The following is a 14,969-nucleotide window of genomic DNA, read 5'->3' as shown; positions in this document are numbered from 1 at the left end:
CGATTGGGCATACTGCGGGACGTGCGCCGTACCCTTCGCCGTCCCGCCGCGATGCTCGCCGCGCTGGTGACCGCCCTCCCGCTGACCGCATGCAGCTTCGCCTCGGACCCGGGGCCGCAGGACACGGCCAACCAGTTCGTGGCCGCGTTCGCGGGCGGTGACACCAACACCGCGTCGCAGCAGACCGACTCGGCCGACTCGGCGAAGACGCTCATGGACAAGGTCCGCGGCGCGCTCAAGCCCGCGACGGTGATCGCCAGGGTGACCAAGGTCGACATCGCCGACGGCCAGACCTCGGCCAAAGCCACCTTCGAGATCACGTGGGACCTCGGCCGCGGCAGGCTGTGGACCTACGACAGCGCGTTCGACCTCCAGGCGGTCAACGACGCGTGGAAGGTGCACTGGGACCCGACGGTCCTGCACCCCAAGCTCGCCGCGCAGCAGACGATCGCCGTGCAGGACGCCGAGGCCGCGCTCGCGCCCGTGCTCGACCGCGACGGCACCCCGGTGCTCCAGCCCGAACGCGTCGTGTCCGTGCTGTTCGAGAAGGCCAAGGCGGGCGACGCGAACGCCATCGCCGCCCAGTTGGCCCAGGCCCTGTCGGGGATCGACCCGTCGATCACCGCGCAGTCGATCCTCGACGGCGCCGCCAAGGCGGGTGACAAGGCCTACCAGGTTGTCGCCCTGCGCGACGCCGACTATCAGAAGGTGCGCTCGCTCATCTACGAGCTGCAGGGCGTGCGGTTCACCGCCGAGTCCCGGCTGCTCACCGTCGACAAGGCGCTCGCCCCGACGCTGCTGCCGACCATCCGCAAGCTCGTCGAGGAGAAGGTCCAGGGCGCGGCGGGCTGGAGCGTGCACACCGTCGACAGCGCGGGCGCCGACGTCGAGGAGCTCTTCGCCAAGGCCCCCGAGCCCGCGACCGCGGTGCGCGTGGCGCTGAGCAAGACCACCCAGACCGCCGCGCAGGCCGCCATCGCCGAGGTGCCCACCCCGGCGATGATCGTGGCCATCCAGCCGTCGACCGGCGAGATCCTGGCCGTCGCGCAGAACGCTCCCGCCGACAAGGAAGGCCAGCTGGCGCTGACCGGCCGCTACCCGCCCGGCTCCACGTTCAAGATCGTCACCGCCGCGGCGGCGATGAAGTCCGGCAAGGCCGCCGCCGACACCCCGCTCGGCTGCCCCGGCACCAAGGTCATCGACGGCCGCGAGATCCCCAACAGCGGCAAGTTCGACAAGGGCGTCGTGCCGCTGCACCTGGCGTTCGCGTACTCGTGCAACACGACCTTCGCCGACCTCGCCGTCGCGATGGCGCCCGACGAACTGACCCAGATGGCCAAGCAGCTCGGCCTCGGCGTCGACTACGTGCTGCCCGGTGTGACCACGATCACCGGCTCGGTGCCGCCCGCGACCGGCAAGGTCGAGCGCGCCGAGGACGGCTTCGGCCAGGGCAAGGTTGTGGCCAGCCCGTTCGGCATGGCGGTCGTCGTCGCGACCGTCGCGTCGGGCTCGATGCCCAAGCCGGTGCTGGTCCGCGGCCTGGAGACCAAGGCCGACTTCACCCCGGACGCTGTGCCGGGGGCGGTGCTGACCGCCGTCCGCGAGATGATGCGCGAGGTCGTGACCGTCGGCACCGGCGGAGCCCTGCAGGCGTTCCCGGACGTGCGCGGCAAGACCGGCACCGCCCAGTTCGGCGACGGCACCCACTCCCACGGCTGGTTCGTCGGCTACCAGGGCGACCTCGCCTTCGCCGTCCTGCTGACCGACGCGGGCGAGTCGGGCAAGGCGGTGCAGGCAACCGCCAGGTTCCTCGGCGCGCTCCGCTGAGCTGGTCGTAGGGTGGACGACATGTCGTTGCGCGCCCCGCTGAAGCCAGGAGAGCAGTCGCCCCGCCGCGTCGTGCCCTCCACCATCCCCCGCCCCGAGTACGTCGACCGGCCCGCGCCGCGGAAGAACACCGACCCGTGGGTGCAGCCGCCGGAGATCATCGAGGCCATGCGGGTCGCCGGGCGCCTCGCCGCGCAGGCGCTGCAGGAGGGCGGCAAGGCCGTCAAGCCGGGCGCCACCACCGACGACATCGACGCCGTGGTGCACGAGTTCCTGCTCGACCACCATGCCTACCCGTCGACGCTGGGGTACCGGAAGTTCCCGAAGTCGTGCTGCGTGTCGCTCAACGAGGTGATCTGCCACGGCATCCCCGACTCGACGGTCATCGAGGACGGCGACATCGTCAACATCGACGTGACCGCCTTCATCGGCGGCGTCCACGGCGACACGAACGCGACGTTCCTTGCCGGTGAGGTGTCGGAGGAGGCGCGGCTGCTGGTCGAGCGCACCCACGAGGCCACCATGCGCGCGATCAAGGCGGTGCGGCCCGGCCGCGCGCTCAACGTCATCGGCCGCGTCATCGAGGCATACGCCAAGCGCTTCGACTACGGCGTCGTGCGCGACTTCACCGGCCACGGCATCGGCCGCTCGTTCCACAGTGGACTGGTCATCCTGCACTACGACGAGCCGTCGGTGCAGACGGTCATCGAGGCGGGTATGACCTTCACGATCGAGCCGATGATCACCCTCGGCGGCATCGACTACGACGTGTGGTCCGACGACTGGACGGTCACGACCAAGGACAAGAGCTGGACCGCCCAGTTCGAGCACACCATCGTCGTCACCGAGACGGGTGCGGAGATCCTCACCCTCCCGTAGGAATCAGGGAGCGAATCCGCCGCAGCCCCTCGGCGAGCTGGTCGTCGGTCAGGAGCCCGAAGCCCAACACGAGCCCGTTGCGCGTGTCCTCGCCGAGGGAGAACCACGACAGCGGCAGCACGTTGACCCCGACGGCCGCGGCCGCGCGGGCGAGCGCCCGATCCCGGTGTTCGGGGGCCAACACGGCACTGAGGTGCATGCCCGCGACGGACGGAATCGGTTCGAGGACGTCCGCGAAGTCCCGGCCGAGGATCTCGTGCAGCAGGTCGAACCGCCGGTGGTAGCGCCGCCGCATCCGCCGGATGTGCGCGGTCAGCAGCCCGCGCTCGATGAACGCCGCGAGCGCGGCCTGCGTCACCAGCGGCGGCTGCATGTCGATGGCGAACTGCGCCTTCCGCAACGCCGACCAGAGTGATGGCGGCGCCACCAGAAACCCCATGCGCAGCGTCGGAAGCATGACCTTGGAGAACGTGCCGACGTAGACGACCCGCCCCGCCGTGTCGAGACTGTGCAGCGTCTCGATCGGCCGCCCCGAGTACCGGAACTCACTGTCGTAGTCATCCTCGACGATCACCGCCGACCGCCGCCGAGCCCAGTCCAACAAAGCCAGCCGCCGCGGCAACGACATCGCCATCCCCAGGGGGAATTGATGCGACGGCGTCGTGTAAACCAGGCGAGCCTCGTCCGGCAACGCCTCGACCCGAAGCCCCTCCCCGTCGACCGGCACCGGCACGACCCGCGCCCCCAACGCCCCGAACAACGCCCGCGCAGGCGGATACCCGGGATCCTCGACGGCCACAACGTCCCCCGCGGCCACCATGACCCGGGAGATCAGGTCGATCGCCCGGGTACTCCCCGTGGTCACGATGATCTGGTCGACCCCTGCCCGCACCCCGCGCGACACCCCGACGTGCCGCTGGATCGCCGTCCGCAGCCGCAGGTCCCCAGCAGGCTCCCCATAGACGTCATACGCCGCCGCACTGTGCCGCGACACCCCCGCCAACGCAGCCCGCCACGAGGCGAACGGGAAGCACCGACCGTCGGGATAACCGGGCTGGAAGTTGAGCTCGGCCCGCCTCGCCATGTCGGGCGGCTCCCGCATCTCCTCCCACACCGCCAGCGGCCGCACCCCTTCGGCCGCAGGCGACTCCTCACGCCTCGCGGGGTCGAGTTCGGTGTTGACATAGGTCCCCGCCCCCGCCCGACACGCGAGGAACCCTTCACCAACCAGCCGGTCATAGGCGGCCCCCACCGTGTTCCGGGAGATCACCAGCCGTTTAGCCAGATCCCTCGTCGATGGCAGCTGCTCACCCGCCCGCAGGTCACCGGCCATGATCGCGTCCTTGACCTGCCGATAGATCTGCTCGGCAAACCCCCGCCGCCCTTGGAGCGTGATGTGCAGCTCCATACACGCCTCCACTGGCCCAGAACAATTGCGCCGGATCCGGCCCTGTTCTGGGCCGGCACCCGTTCATATGGTGACACCACGCCCGGCGCCACCGGCCCGGGCCGCACTGGGGTCGGCGCCCACCGCCGACCCCCGCCCCAGACCTACCCTCTCCGGCCCACCCTCTCCGGCCCACCCGCATCCACCACTCGCGCATGCCACCCACACTCGCCTGCCAGACCCCGCGATTCGCACCAGCCACCCGCACGTACCCGCGCATCCGTCGCGCCCGGGCCGCCCGCACTCGGGCTGTCCGCCCCCGCGACGCGCCTGCCACCCGCACGTACCGGCGTGGCCGTGACTCGCGCCCGGCCGCCCGCAGTCGGCTGGCTGCCCGCACTCGGACCTGCACCCCGCCGTGCTTCGCGCGGGCCAGCCGCGTTCGGGCTGGTACCCCCGCCTCGCGTAGGCCACCCGCACCCCGCGCGCTCGTGACTCGCGCAGGACACTCGTACTCACCCCGCATCCGCGATTCGCGCGAACTGCCACCCGCACCGGCTGGCTGCGCCGGCGAGGGGTGCCCGTGCCCGCACTTAAGCCAGCCTCGCTCCGTGCCTCGAGACTGGCGCCGCCACCGCGCTTAGGCGGGCAGCACGCCGACTCGCACCCGGTCTCGAAGCCCGCACGCCGTGCCACGCCCAGCCCTGGGCTCCCGGCGGCGTGGCTCGACCCCGCTCACCCGCCCTGGGCGGGCGGTGCAGGGCGAAGCCCCTGCACCCATCGCGACGTGGGCCATCCGCGTCGGGACGTGCTGGCCGGCAGGAGCTTCGCCCCAACCTCGCTCGCCCCACCCCGCGCACGTCTGGGCGGTCGGCCGGCGCGCGGTAGGGCGTCAGGCGTGCGACAACGCACGGCGTGCCCCGGGCCCTCCCGCGTCCCGATGACGGTTCGGTGGTCCCCAGCGCGGCAGTGGCGGAGGCAGCGTCCTCGGGGCCGCAGCCCACACCGGCACCTGCCCACGCGGCTACGCCAGGACCTCCAACACGGCCACCGCGACTGGCGCGGGGTCCGTGGCCGCAGCCAGGTGGTGGGCTTCGAGTCGTCTGGTGAGCCAGCCGAGTTCCTCGGCGCGCGCCAGTTCTGACGCGTAGGCCGAGGACAGGGCCACGTAGCTCGACCTGCCTTCCCACTCCACCGTCGGTCGGGGCTCCTTCAGGAACGCCAGCGGTACCTCCGGCGCCTCGTCCGCGATCTCTGCCCGCAGGGCCTCGTCGGCGACCAGGTCCAGCAGGGGGTCGTCGTCGAACCAGCGGTGCCAGCGGGGCAGCTGTCCGTCCCGGCTCCGCGTCCGGAGCTGGTTGTACAGATCGCCCGGCACCGTGTCGCGCCAGCTTCGGCCAGGTGTGGGCAGCCCCGCGTCGAGGTACACCAGTCCGCGGACGGCGTCCTCCAGTTCCTCGGCGAACGCGGGCAGCAGCGGTCCCGCGCCGCTGTGTCCGACGAGCACCACCGGCCCGCTGAGCGGTACGTCGGACATCGCGTCCGCGAACGCCCCGATCAGCCGTTGGTGGACCGGCGGGGTGACGACGCTGGGCCGCAGGTCCAGCAGGACCGCGGGGTGCCCCAGCGCGGCGAGCGCGTCGGCGAGCGGGCGCAGGCTGGCGGGCCCGAGGAACGGGCTGTGCACCAGGACGGCGGTGACGGGTTCGGCGGGCATGACGGGGATGATGGCAGCCTGTCGGTAGCCGAGGGGAGTGGACGCGCACATGTCCGGAGCGTTGTTGATCGCCGGAACGACATCGGACGCGGGAAAGAGCGTCCTCGTCGCGGGTCTGTGCCGCTGGCTGGCCCGGTCCGGGGTGAAGGTAGCCCCGTTCAAGGCGCAGAACATGTCCAACAACTCCATGGTCACCGCCGACGGCGGCGAGATCGGCCGTGCCCAGGCCCTGCAGGCCGCGGCCTGTGGCCTGGAACCGAGCGTCCGGTTCAACCCGGTGCTGCTCAAACCCGGCTCCGACCGCAGCTCGCAGGTCGTTGTGCTGGGCAAACCCGTCGGTGTCACGACGGCCCTGTCGTACCGGTCCCGCAAGGCCGAGCTGATGGACACCGTCCTGTCCACCCTCACCGACCTGCGCGCCGACTACGACGTCGTCGTATGCGAAGGCGCGGGATCACCCACGGAGATCAACCTCCGCGCCAACGACATCGCCAACATGGGCCTCGCCCGCGCCGCCCGGCTACCTGTCCTCGTCGTCGGCGACATCGACCGGGGTGGTGTGTTCGCTCACCTCTTCGGCACCCTGGCGTTGCTCGACCCCGCCGATCAAGCCCTGATCGCGGGCTTCGTCATCAACAAGTTCCGTGGCGATCCCTCCCTTCTCGAACCCGGACTCCGTCAGATCACCCACCTCACCGGCCGTGACGTGCTGGGTGTCCTGCCTTGGTCGGAAGACCTCTGGCTCGACGCCGAGGACTCCCTCTCCTACACCGCCGACGGCGTGGTCGGCCGCCCACGCCCTCCGGCGGGCACCCAGTGGCTGCGCGTCGCCGTCGTGCGCCTGCCCCGGATCTCCAACGCCACCGACGTCGAGGCCTTGGCCTGCGAACCGGGCGTCTCGGTCCGCTTCGTCACCGACCCCTCCCGCCTGGCCGACGCCGACCTCGTCGTCCTCCCCGGGTCGAAGTCCACAGTGGACGACCTGGCCTGGCTCCGCCGCACCGGTCTCGCCGCCGCCGTGCTCGACCACGCCCGCCAGGGCCGCCCCCTGTTGGGCATCTGCGGCGGCTTCCAGATGCTGGGCAAACGCATCGACGACCGAGTCGAATCGGCTGCGGGCAGGGTGGATGCCCTCGGCCTGCTCGACATGGACATCGAGTTCGCCCCCGAGAAGGTCCTGACCCGTCCACAAGGGACGGTCATGGGTCATCCCGTCACCGGCTACGAGATTCACCACGGCCGGGTATCCCGGCAAGGCCCCCACGCCGGCCTCATCCAGCTGCCCGACGGCAGCGCGGAGGGCGTTGACGCAGGCGCCACCCTCGGCACCCACTGGCACGGCCTCCTGGAGAACGACACCGCCCGCCGAGCCATCCTCACCTGGGCAGCCGCCCACTCCGGCCGCGACGGGTTCACCCCTGCCCCGAACACCTCCTTCTCTGCCGCACGGGCGGCTCAACTGGATCTCTTGGGCGACCTCGTCGCCAACAACCTGGACACCGACGCGGTGCGCAGACTGATCGACAACGGCCCTCCGGGCCAGCTGCGTACCCTCCCGCCCGGCGCGCCACCGACGCTCTGAACACCATCCGCCCGACGGCGGACACTAGGCCCCCCCATCTCTGATCCGGCGGCCGACATCGGCCTCGGGGTTGGCGGCAGCGAACCCAATCGTCGGCGATGCTGCGATCGCCTTGCCCGCCGGTGGGGCTGCCGCTGTGCCCTATCCGGTGGTCGACAACGACGAGCCCGCCAAGCTGTGTGGGCGGATGCCTTGCGAACTCTGGTTCCGGTTGTCGAGATGCTGACCGGTGGCCACCGTTTCTGCGCGTGGATGACGGTGGCGGACGGTGTTCTGTCCGCGGAAACCTAGGTTTCCGCGTGAGCGGATGCCGTGCGCCGATCCCGGGTACGGCCGCCGGACCAGGTCGCCCGAGACCCCGCTGCATGGTCGCGCGTCGGACTCAAGGGCCGTGAGCACGGCTGCGGGGGTAAGTGATCGGCGCGGTGCGAACGCCCATGTCGCTGCCCGCCGGTGCCCGGCGGCTGGCCCAAGGGAAGGCTGCGGTGAACCGATCCGCCGTCGAGTGGCGCCGCCGTCCGACGAGGCGAATCCTTTGCGGGCCAACGGGTTCGAATCGCGAGTCTGTCATGGTCGCTCCTGTCGTCGTGAGTTGACATGAGCGACGTTACGGCTTCTGCCGCTTGGTCACATCGGTCTCTGGTCCGAAAAGGACTTAGACTTTAGTCCTAGGACCTACTACGCGTCCAAGTCCGCCAGCAGCTCGTCCAGGAACCCGCCTGCCTCAGCCGCGGCCCGCTCAGGGTCCCCGTCACGGATGGCGTTGAGTAGCCCCCGATGATCGACATTCGCCTTGCTCGGCGTTGTCCGCACGGTGCTCGCGACCGACGCGCGGACGACCTCCGTCAGTCCCTGGTACAGCTCAGCCAGCAGCGCGTTGTGCGAGCACCGGACCACGGCTAAGTGGAACTCGGCGTCCTTGTCGACGCCGACCTCGTAGTCCCGCGCCTCCATCGACCGCTCGCGCACGTCCAGCAGCGCCGTCAGCTCGCCCAGTTCCTCGTCCGTCCGGTGTGTGGCCGCCAGCCGCGCGCCCTCGACCTCGAGCGTGCGGCGGACTTGCAGCACGTCGCGCAGTTCCGTGCCCGCCAGCCGCCGGACCGCGCCGGAGAATTCGCTGGTCGCGCGGACGAACGTGCCGTCGCCCTGGCGGACTTCCAGCAGCCCGGCGTGCGCGAGCGCGCGAACGGCCTCGCGCACCGTGTTGCGGCCGACACCGAGGGCGGTGACGAGTTCGGGTTCGGTGGGGATGCGCTCGCCGACCTTCCATTCGGCGTTCGCGATCGCCGTGCGCATCTGCTCGATCACCTGGTCGACCAGACCTGCCCGTCGAGTCGTCGCCAGCGGCACGCGTTCGTCCTCTCGTTCGGCCATCCCACTTCCGACCCTCAGTGTCCCATCCCCAGCGGAAGGCTGAGCAGCGCGTTCTCCACGAGTTCCGGCAGCGCCGGGTGGATCCAGTACTGGCCGCGCGCCATCGACCGGGCGTCGAGGCCGAAACTCATCGCCTGGATGATCGGCTGGATCACCGTCGACGCCTGCGGCCCGATGATGTGCGCGCCCAGCAAGAGGCCGGTTTCCGGGTCGGCGAGCAGCTTCGCGAACCCGGTCGAATCCTCCATGGCCCAGCCGTAGGCGATGCCCGCGTAGTCCTGCTTGGCCACCACGTACCGCACCCCGCGCCGCTCGGCTTCCTGCTCGGTGAGCCCCACCGAGGCGATCTGCGGCGAACTGAACACCGCGTGCGGCACGAACCGGTGGTCCGCGGCGACCGGCGCGTCCGGGTGGAGCAGGTTGTGCTGGACGACTCGGGCTTCGTGGTTGGCCACGTGCTTGAGCTCCCACGGCGAGCTGATGTCGCCCAGCGCCCACACGCCGTCGGCGGTCGTCCGCTGATATTCGTCGACCACCACATAGCCGCCCGGGCCGACGTCGATCCCCGCCGCGGCGACGTTGAGCTGGTCGGAGTTCGGCGTGCGGCCCGTGGCGACCAGCAGGACGTCCGCCTCGACGGTCTCCCCGCCGTCCAGCTCCAGCCGCACCCCGTCGCCGACGCGGTCGACACGCACCGTCTTGCGGTCCAGCCGCACGTCCCACCGGGCCTGCGCGAGCTCGGTGAACCGTGCGCTGACGTCGCGATCCTCCTGCCTGAGCAGCGCGCCGGAGCGGGCAACGATCGTCACCTCGACACCGAACGACGAGAACACGTGGGCGAACTCGGCGGCGATGAACCCGCCGCCGAGGATCGCCATGCGCGACGGCAGTCGCTCAAGCCGCATCACCGTGTCGCTGGTGTGGAACGGAACCTCATCCAGGCCCTCGATGTCCGGGATGACAGGCCTACCGCCCGCGGCAAGCACGATTTGATCAGCGGTGATGGTCTGTGTGCCGTCGATCTCGATGGTCCGCTCGCCGATGAACCGCGCGTTCCCGGTGTACAGCGTCACGTTGGCGTTGTCGGCGTGCACCGCGCGGTACTGCCTGCCGCCCTCGGCGATCGGATCGATCCGGCCGAACACCCGGTCGCGGATCTCCGGCCACCGCACGCCGTCGAGCGTCTCGTCGACCCCGAAGCGACGGGCCGCGGCCGGGGTCGCGGCCAGGTCGGCGGTGTGGACGAACATCTTGGTCGGGATGCAGCCGACGTTCAGGCAGGTGCCGCCGAACACGCCCCGTTCGACCATCGCAACGTCGAGACCGGCGAACCGGGGATCGAGGAGGGAGTTGCCGGAACCGGTGCCGATGATGATGAGGTCGAATTTCCGCACGTGGCAATCAAACCGTATCGGGTGAATGTGATGGTGCTCTTCCACCATATGACCGCTTCACTCACCGGGATCCGGGTCGGCAGGCACGAGACCTACGACCGGGTCGTACTCGACTTCACCGGGACCGCGCCGACGTTCACCCATGAAGCCACCGACGAGCTGGTCGTCGACCCCAGCGGCGAGGTCGACTGGCTGACCGGGTGCACGTTCGTGCAGGTCAACGCGCATGGAGCGACCGCGCACAACGATGCGGGGGAGTCCACCTATCCCGGTCCGCGCAAGTTCCGGACCCGGGAGCTGGCCAACGTCATGGCGGTTTCGCTCAACAGCGACTTCGAGGGCGTTGTCGGCGTCGGCATCGGCCTGCGCCACACCGCGCCGGTGACGGTCTTCACGCTGACGTCACCGACGCGGCTGGTCATCGACATCCAGCATTAGTGCTGGTAGGTGGGGGTGACGATCGCCCGGCCGAGGGTGTGGAACGCGAGGTTGAAGCTCACGACCGCCGCGCTCGCGTTCTCATCGAGGTCGAGCTTCTCGACATCGACAGCGTGCACGACGAAGAAGTACCGGTGGTCCTGGTCGCCCTGCGGCGGGGCGGCACCGCCGTAGTCGCGGGTGCTGAAGTCGTTGCGCACGTGGAACGCGCCCTCGGGCAGGGACTCGTCGCTTGCCCCGGCGCCCGCGGCGAGCCCGGTGACCGACGCGGGGATGTTCACCGCGATCCAGTGCCAGAAGCCGCCGGGGATCGGCGCGTCCGGGTCGAAGCAGGTCACCACGTAGCTCTTCGTGCCCTCCGGCGCACCGCTCCAGGCGAGCTGCGGGGAGACGTTCTCGCCGCCCGCGCCGCCGTAGACGTGCTTGAGGTCGAGTTTCGCGCCGTCGGTGACGTCGTCCGAGGTGACGGTGAAGGCCGCGACGCGGGGCAGCAGCTCGTAGGGGTCGGGCGCGACCGGGCGGTCCAGGCTCATCGGGAGTCCTCCAAGTGCGATTGCTGTCCCGGGCAGGCTATCCCCGGTGCCCTGTGGACAAACTCCGACGCTCTTGCGCGAATCCGCCTACATTGGGTTCTGACCGATTCGATGGTCGAACGGTTGGGGGAGGGAACCCAGTGACAGACAACGAAGTCTCGCGCTCGACGACGCGCGTGCGCTTCCCGCGGATCAGCCCGCGGGCCTACGAACACCCGGCCGACCGCGGCGCCATGGCCGGTCTGCGCGCGGTCCCAGGGGTGTCGGAGGTCCTCAAGGCGGTGTCCGGACTGTTCAGTGAGCGCGGCGAGCGGCTGCTGGCGCTGGCGTCGGCGATCCGGGTGGGCGACAAGCAGTATCCGAAGCTCAACCAGCTGCGGATCGAATGCGCCGAGACGCTCGACCTCGACACGGTGCCCAACATCTACGTCGAGCGGAACCCGGTCGCGAACGCGATGACGGTCGGCATCGACGAGCCGTTCATCGTGCTGACGACGGGCCTGGTCGAGGCACTGGACACCGAGAGCCTCCGGTTCGTCATCGGCCACGAGATGGGCCACGTGCTCTCAGGGCACGCGGTGTTACGCACGCTGCTGCTGCGCCTGCTCCACCTGCAGATGACCATCGCGTTCATCCCGGCGGGCGCGCTGGCCCTGCGCGCGGCGATCGCGGCGCTGCGCGAGTGGTTCCGCAAGGCCGAGCTGACGTGCGACCGCGCCGGGCTGCTCTGCGCCCAGGACCCGCAGGCCGCGCTGCGCACCCACGTGTACCTCGCGGGCGGCACCGACCTCACCCAGATCGACATCCCGTCCTTCCTGCAGCAGGCCAAGGAGTACGACGAGGTCGACGACATCCGCGACAGCATCCACAAGCTGCGCGCCGTCGAGGGTATGAGCCACCCGTTCGCCGTCGTCCGGGCCGCGCAGCTGCAGAAGTGGGCCGCGTCGGAGGAGTATCGGGCCATCCTGGCGGGCGAGTACGCCCGCCGCGACGACGACAGCCCGTCCTCGGCTTTCACCGACGACCTGCGCTCGGCGGCGAAGTCCTACAAGGAGTCGTTCTCGACTTCGAACGACCCGCTGTTCAAGGTGTTCAACGACGTTGGCGACGCGCTGTCCGGCGCCGCGGGCAAGGTGTTCAGCAAATTCGGCAACGGCACGAAGACGGAGGGGGAGAGCACGACGTCATGAGCTAGGCCCGAGGGGCATACATGATCACGGTGACGCCGACGAGGCACACCGTCGCGCCGATGATGTCCCACCGGTCCGGCAGGAAGCCGTCCATGACCATCGCCCAGGCCAGCGAGCCCGCGATGAACACCCCGCCGTAGGCCGCCAGGACACGGCCGAAGTGCGCGTCGGGCTGCAGGGTGGCCACGAACCCGTACGCGCCGAGCGAGAGGACCCCACCCACGACCCACACCCACCCGCGCTGCTCGCGGACGCCCTGCCATACCAGCCACGCACCGCCGATCTCGGCGAGCGCGGCCAGGATGAACAGGGCCACGGACTTCACCCACACCATGCCGGGATCTCCCGTCGCCTCGGACTGCTGAAGCCATTCTCCGGAGCGGTCCAGCGGTAGCTCCGCACACCGCGATCGACGGCCGCCAGGGGCGTTGGTGGTGACTGGGCAGGGTCGGCAGGGTGCCAGCTGACCTCGTGGCTGGCGCCAGGTGGGAGGTGCGCTGGCGAGCGGCGTCGACCGGGTTAGCGGCGACGCAGGAGTGCCTGCGATCGGCGCGTGGGCTGGTGACGACGGCACGAGTTGGCGTTCGCGGCCCCTGGTCGGTAAGGCGCTGCGCTAGCTGGCGGTGCTGACCGGGTTAGTTGGCGGCGCAGGAGTGCCTGCGATCGGCGCGTGGGCTGGTCACGACGGCACGCGCGCTGGCGATCGTCACTGCGCGGCAGCCTGCAAGGGCGGCGATGGTGGTTGATGGCGTCGGGGAGTGCTGGCGGGCGGCGGCATGCGGGTTGATGTCGGGGCGCGTGGCGCGTCGGCGGCCGCATGCCTGGGCGGGCGCCATGGTGGTCGGGCTTGGTCGGCTATCTGCCGGTGGCGCTGAAGTGCTGGATGTCGCGCGGTGATGTCCAGGTTCCGCCCCAGGTCCAGCCGATCTCGGTGAACGCGCGCACTACGACGTCGCCCGCGTACACCATGCCTGGGCGGACATTCTTGCGGTCCACATAGGACGAAGCCAGCTCCGGCAGTATCAAGTCACCCTTGATGTACGGGTTGCAGAAGGGGTTCACGTCGATCGCGAGGCCGTAGGCGTGGGCCGACCACGTCGTCGCGTTCACCGTGGGCCTGCACACGAACGCCGAAGTGTTGTTCCCGTCCCCGGTCGGGTGCAGGTCGAGTTCGGGGCGGGCCGTCACCCGCATCTCCTCCAGCGGAAACCGTGCGGCGTACAGCTTCGCGAACACATGGGTCACGCCCACGGCGGCGCTCTCGTTGACGATCATCTCGCCCGTGTGGGGGCGGCCGTCGTAGCCCCAGAAGGACATCGTCAGGTACCGCAGGCCGTCCTTGCCGACCGGGCAGCCCGGCTGCCACGTGCTGCGCGCCAGCACGTCCGCGGGCACCGGGTCGATGGTCGCCTTGTAGCCGGACTTGGGCGGCGGGAGTCGGTCGGCGGTCGGCAGTGAGCGGTTGGCCAGGACCGTGGGAGTCGGCAGGACCTTCCCGAAACCGTCCGGGCGCAGTGGTAGCGGCGTCGCGCCGACCACCCACACGGGTGGTGTTGCCGACGTCGGGGGCGGGGTGGGCTCACTGGGCGTGGTCGTCGGGGCGGCCGTCGGCGTCAGCGACTGGGAAGTCGGCGGGGCAGGCGGCGATGTCGAGCGCTGGGCCGCCTCTTGCTCCGGCGGGGTCACGCAGGCGGCGGCCAGCAGGGCGGCGGCGAGCGTGAGGGCGGTCGGCAGGCGGTTGGGCACAGTTCCAAGCATGCCTCAGCAACTTCCACCCGTTCGTGCGACCGGATGGGCTCACACTCGCTCCGCCATTTGACCTAGCGTGTCTGTGGGGGCACACGCCGTTGCCCAGACTCACCGACAGGAGACTCTCCCATGGGGGGAACCGTCGCGCGCCGAATCCTCGGCGTCGTCGCCGCCATCGCGATCATCACCGTCATCCTCGGCCAGTTCGTCGCCGACGCGCGCGAGGACATCGTCGGGGGGACCAGAGCCAAGATCGCCGACCATCCCTACGTCGTCTACCTCGCGACCCGCGACGGCTACCAGTTCTGCGGTGGCACCCTCGTGGCCGAGGACAAGGTCGTGACAGCCGCCCACTGCGCGCAGGCCTACGCCGCCAAGGACATCAGGGTGGTCGCGGGCCGCGAGGACAAGCGCGGCACCGACGGCGTCGAGGTCAAGGTCACCAAGGCGTGGATCCACCCCGAGTTCAACGACGTGGTCGGCGGCAGCGACGTCGCCGTCCTCACCCTGGCCGAGCCGCTCGCCCTGCGTCCGCTGACGGTGGCCGACGACGAGGATTCGTACAAGGCGGGCACCAAGGGGGTCATCCTGGGCTGGGGCCGCACGTCCGACGGCGGTCCGACGTCGCGCTACCTGCTCAAGGCCGACGTCCCGATCGTGGCCGACGCGTCGTGTCAGAAGTCGTACGACGGGTTCGCCGCGAAGTCGATGGTGTGCGCCGGGTACGACGAGGGTGGCGTGGACGCCTGCCAGGGCGACTCCGGTGGGCCGCTGGTCATCGCGGGCAGGCTCGTCGGCATCGCCTCGTGGGGCGAGGGCTGCGCCGAGGCGGGCAAGCCGGGCGTCTACACCCGCGTCTCCGCCTACGCCGCGGACATCAAGGCCCAGCTCTGACTGTG

13 protein-coding genes are annotated in these 14,969 nt (G+C 70.5%); 6 read left to right on the top strand and 7 right to left on the bottom strand.

Annotated elements, in window-relative coordinates; genetic code table 11:
• The first annotated feature begins 21 nt into the window (after positions 1–21).
• The gene (locus tag ACSHT8_RS13785; RefSeq protein ID WP_436501236.1) at positions 22–1,827 is read left to right on the top strand and encodes a penicillin-binding transpeptidase domain-containing protein; all 1,806 of its coding nucleotides are present in this window, start codon (positions 22–24) and stop codon (positions 1,825–1,827) included.
• A 21-nt stretch (positions 1,828–1,848) separates the two neighbouring features.
• Positions 1,849–2,706, top strand: a complete 858-nt coding sequence (map, locus tag ACSHT8_RS13780) for a type I methionyl aminopeptidase (RefSeq protein ID WP_436501235.1) — start codon at positions 1,849–1,851, stop codon at positions 2,704–2,706.
• Here map and ACSHT8_RS13775 read toward each other — a convergent pair.
• Both ACSHT8_RS13775 and ACSHT8_RS13770 read right to left on the bottom strand, forming a co-directional pair.
• Positions 2,693–4,114: a PLP-dependent aminotransferase family protein gene (locus tag ACSHT8_RS13775; RefSeq protein ID WP_436501233.1), complete on the bottom strand. Its 1,422-nt coding sequence runs from the start codon at positions 4,112–4,114 to the stop codon at positions 2,693–2,695. The genes map and ACSHT8_RS13775 overlap by 14 nt on opposite strands.
• Before the next feature lie 1,003 nt (positions 4,115–5,117).
• Positions 5,118–5,810: an alpha/beta fold hydrolase gene (locus tag ACSHT8_RS13770; protein ID WP_436501231.1), complete on the bottom strand. Its 693-nt coding sequence runs from the start codon at positions 5,808–5,810 to the stop codon at positions 5,118–5,120.
• A gap of 49 nt (positions 5,811–5,859) precedes the next feature.
• Here ACSHT8_RS13770 and ACSHT8_RS13765 point away from each other — a divergent pair, with 49 nt between their 5' ends.
• Entirely contained in the window at positions 5,860–7,392 is a 1,533-nt protein-coding gene (locus ACSHT8_RS13765) for a cobyric acid synthase (RefSeq protein WP_436501229.1), read from the top strand.
• Between the two features lie 678 nt (positions 7,393–8,070).
• Here the strand turns inward: ACSHT8_RS13765 and ACSHT8_RS13760 are convergent.
• Together ACSHT8_RS13760 and ACSHT8_RS13755 are read right to left on the bottom strand one after the other, a co-directional pair.
• Positions 8,071–8,742: a FadR/GntR family transcriptional regulator gene (locus ACSHT8_RS13760; RefSeq protein ID WP_436502065.1), complete on the bottom strand. Its 672-nt coding sequence runs from the start codon at positions 8,740–8,742 to the stop codon at positions 8,071–8,073.
• A gap of 38 nt (positions 8,743–8,780) precedes the next feature.
• Complete coding sequence (locus ACSHT8_RS13755) at positions 8,781–10,160, bottom strand: mycothione reductase (protein WP_436501227.1); 1,380 nt, start codon at positions 10,158–10,160, stop codon at positions 8,781–8,783.
• 48 nt (positions 10,161–10,208) lie between these two features.
• On the opposite strand from ACSHT8_RS13755, the gene ACSHT8_RS13750 reads away from it, so the two are divergent.
• The gene (locus ACSHT8_RS13750) at positions 10,209–10,598 is read left to right on the top strand and encodes an AMIN-like domain-containing (lipo)protein (RefSeq protein WP_436501225.1); all 390 of its coding nucleotides are present in this window, start codon (positions 10,209–10,211) and stop codon (positions 10,596–10,598) included.
• Here ACSHT8_RS13750 and ACSHT8_RS13745 read toward each other — a convergent pair.
• Positions 10,595–11,131 (bottom strand): YbhB/YbcL family Raf kinase inhibitor-like protein, encoded by a 537-nt coding sequence (locus ACSHT8_RS13745; protein WP_436501223.1) that lies wholly within the window; start codon positions 11,129–11,131, stop codon positions 10,595–10,597. The genes ACSHT8_RS13750 and ACSHT8_RS13745 overlap by 4 nt on opposite strands.
• A 140-nt stretch (positions 11,132–11,271) precedes the next feature.
• Here ACSHT8_RS13745 and ACSHT8_RS13740 point away from each other — a divergent pair, with 140 nt between their 5' ends.
• Positions 11,272–12,321: a M48 family metallopeptidase gene (locus ACSHT8_RS13740; RefSeq protein ID WP_436501221.1), complete on the top strand. Its 1,050-nt coding sequence runs from the start codon at positions 11,272–11,274 to the stop codon at positions 12,319–12,321.
• Position 12,322: 1 nt separating this feature from the next.
• On the opposite strand, the gene ACSHT8_RS13735 is transcribed toward ACSHT8_RS13740, so the two are convergent.
• The gene (locus tag ACSHT8_RS13735; protein WP_436501219.1) at positions 12,323–12,655 is read right to left on the bottom strand and encodes a YnfA family protein; all 333 of its coding nucleotides are present in this window, start codon (positions 12,653–12,655) and stop codon (positions 12,323–12,325) included.
• A 521-nt stretch (positions 12,656–13,176) separates the two neighbouring features.
• The gene (locus ACSHT8_RS13730; RefSeq protein WP_436501217.1) at positions 13,177–14,067 is read right to left on the bottom strand and encodes a M15 family metallopeptidase; all 891 of its coding nucleotides are present in this window, start codon (positions 14,065–14,067) and stop codon (positions 13,177–13,179) included.
• Positions 14,068–14,199: 132 nt separating this feature from the next.
• Here ACSHT8_RS13730 and ACSHT8_RS13725 point away from each other — a divergent pair, with 132 nt between their 5' ends.
• Positions 14,200–14,964: a S1 family peptidase gene (locus tag ACSHT8_RS13725; protein ID WP_436501215.1), complete on the top strand. Its 765-nt coding sequence runs from the start codon at positions 14,200–14,202 to the stop codon at positions 14,962–14,964.
• Positions 14,965–14,969 lie beyond the last annotated feature (5 nt).

It is taken from the genome of Actinokineospora sp. HUAS TT18 (assembly GCF_051364635.1).
In the GTDB taxonomy this organism is placed as follows: Bacteria; Actinomycetota; Actinomycetes; order Mycobacteriales; family Pseudonocardiaceae; genus Actinokineospora.
Note: the sequence above shows the minus strand (reverse complement) of the source record. Positions and strands in the feature narration are given on the sequence as shown.

Bases quoted from the DNA above. Each gene is read 5' to 3' on its own strand.
- map (WP_436501235.1), top strand. From the start codon at position 1,849: ATGTCGTTGCGCGCCCCGCTGAAGCCAGGAGAGCAGTCGCCCCGCCGC.
- ACSHT8_RS13775 (WP_436501233.1), bottom strand. From the start codon at position 4,114: ATGGAGCTGCACATCACGCTCCAAGGGCGGCGGGGGTTTGCCGAGCAG.
- ACSHT8_RS13770 (WP_436501231.1), bottom strand. From the start codon at position 5,810: ATGCCCGCCGAACCCGTCACCGCCGTCCTGGTGCACAGCCCGTTCCTC.
- ACSHT8_RS13765 (WP_436501229.1), top strand. From the start codon at position 5,860: ATGTCCGGAGCGTTGTTGATCGCCGGAACGACATCGGACGCGGGAAAG.
- ACSHT8_RS13750 (WP_436501225.1), top strand. From the start codon at position 10,209: ATGACCGCTTCACTCACCGGGATCCGGGTCGGCAGGCACGAGACCTAC.
- ACSHT8_RS13745 (WP_436501223.1), bottom strand. From the start codon at position 11,131: ATGAGCCTGGACCGCCCGGTCGCGCCCGACCCCTACGAGCTGCTGCCC.
- ACSHT8_RS13735 (WP_436501219.1), bottom strand. From the start codon at position 12,655: ATGGTGTGGGTGAAGTCCGTGGCCCTGTTCATCCTGGCCGCGCTCGCC.
- ACSHT8_RS13725 (WP_436501215.1), top strand. From the start codon at position 14,200: ATGGGGGGAACCGTCGCGCGCCGAATCCTCGGCGTCGTCGCCGCCATC.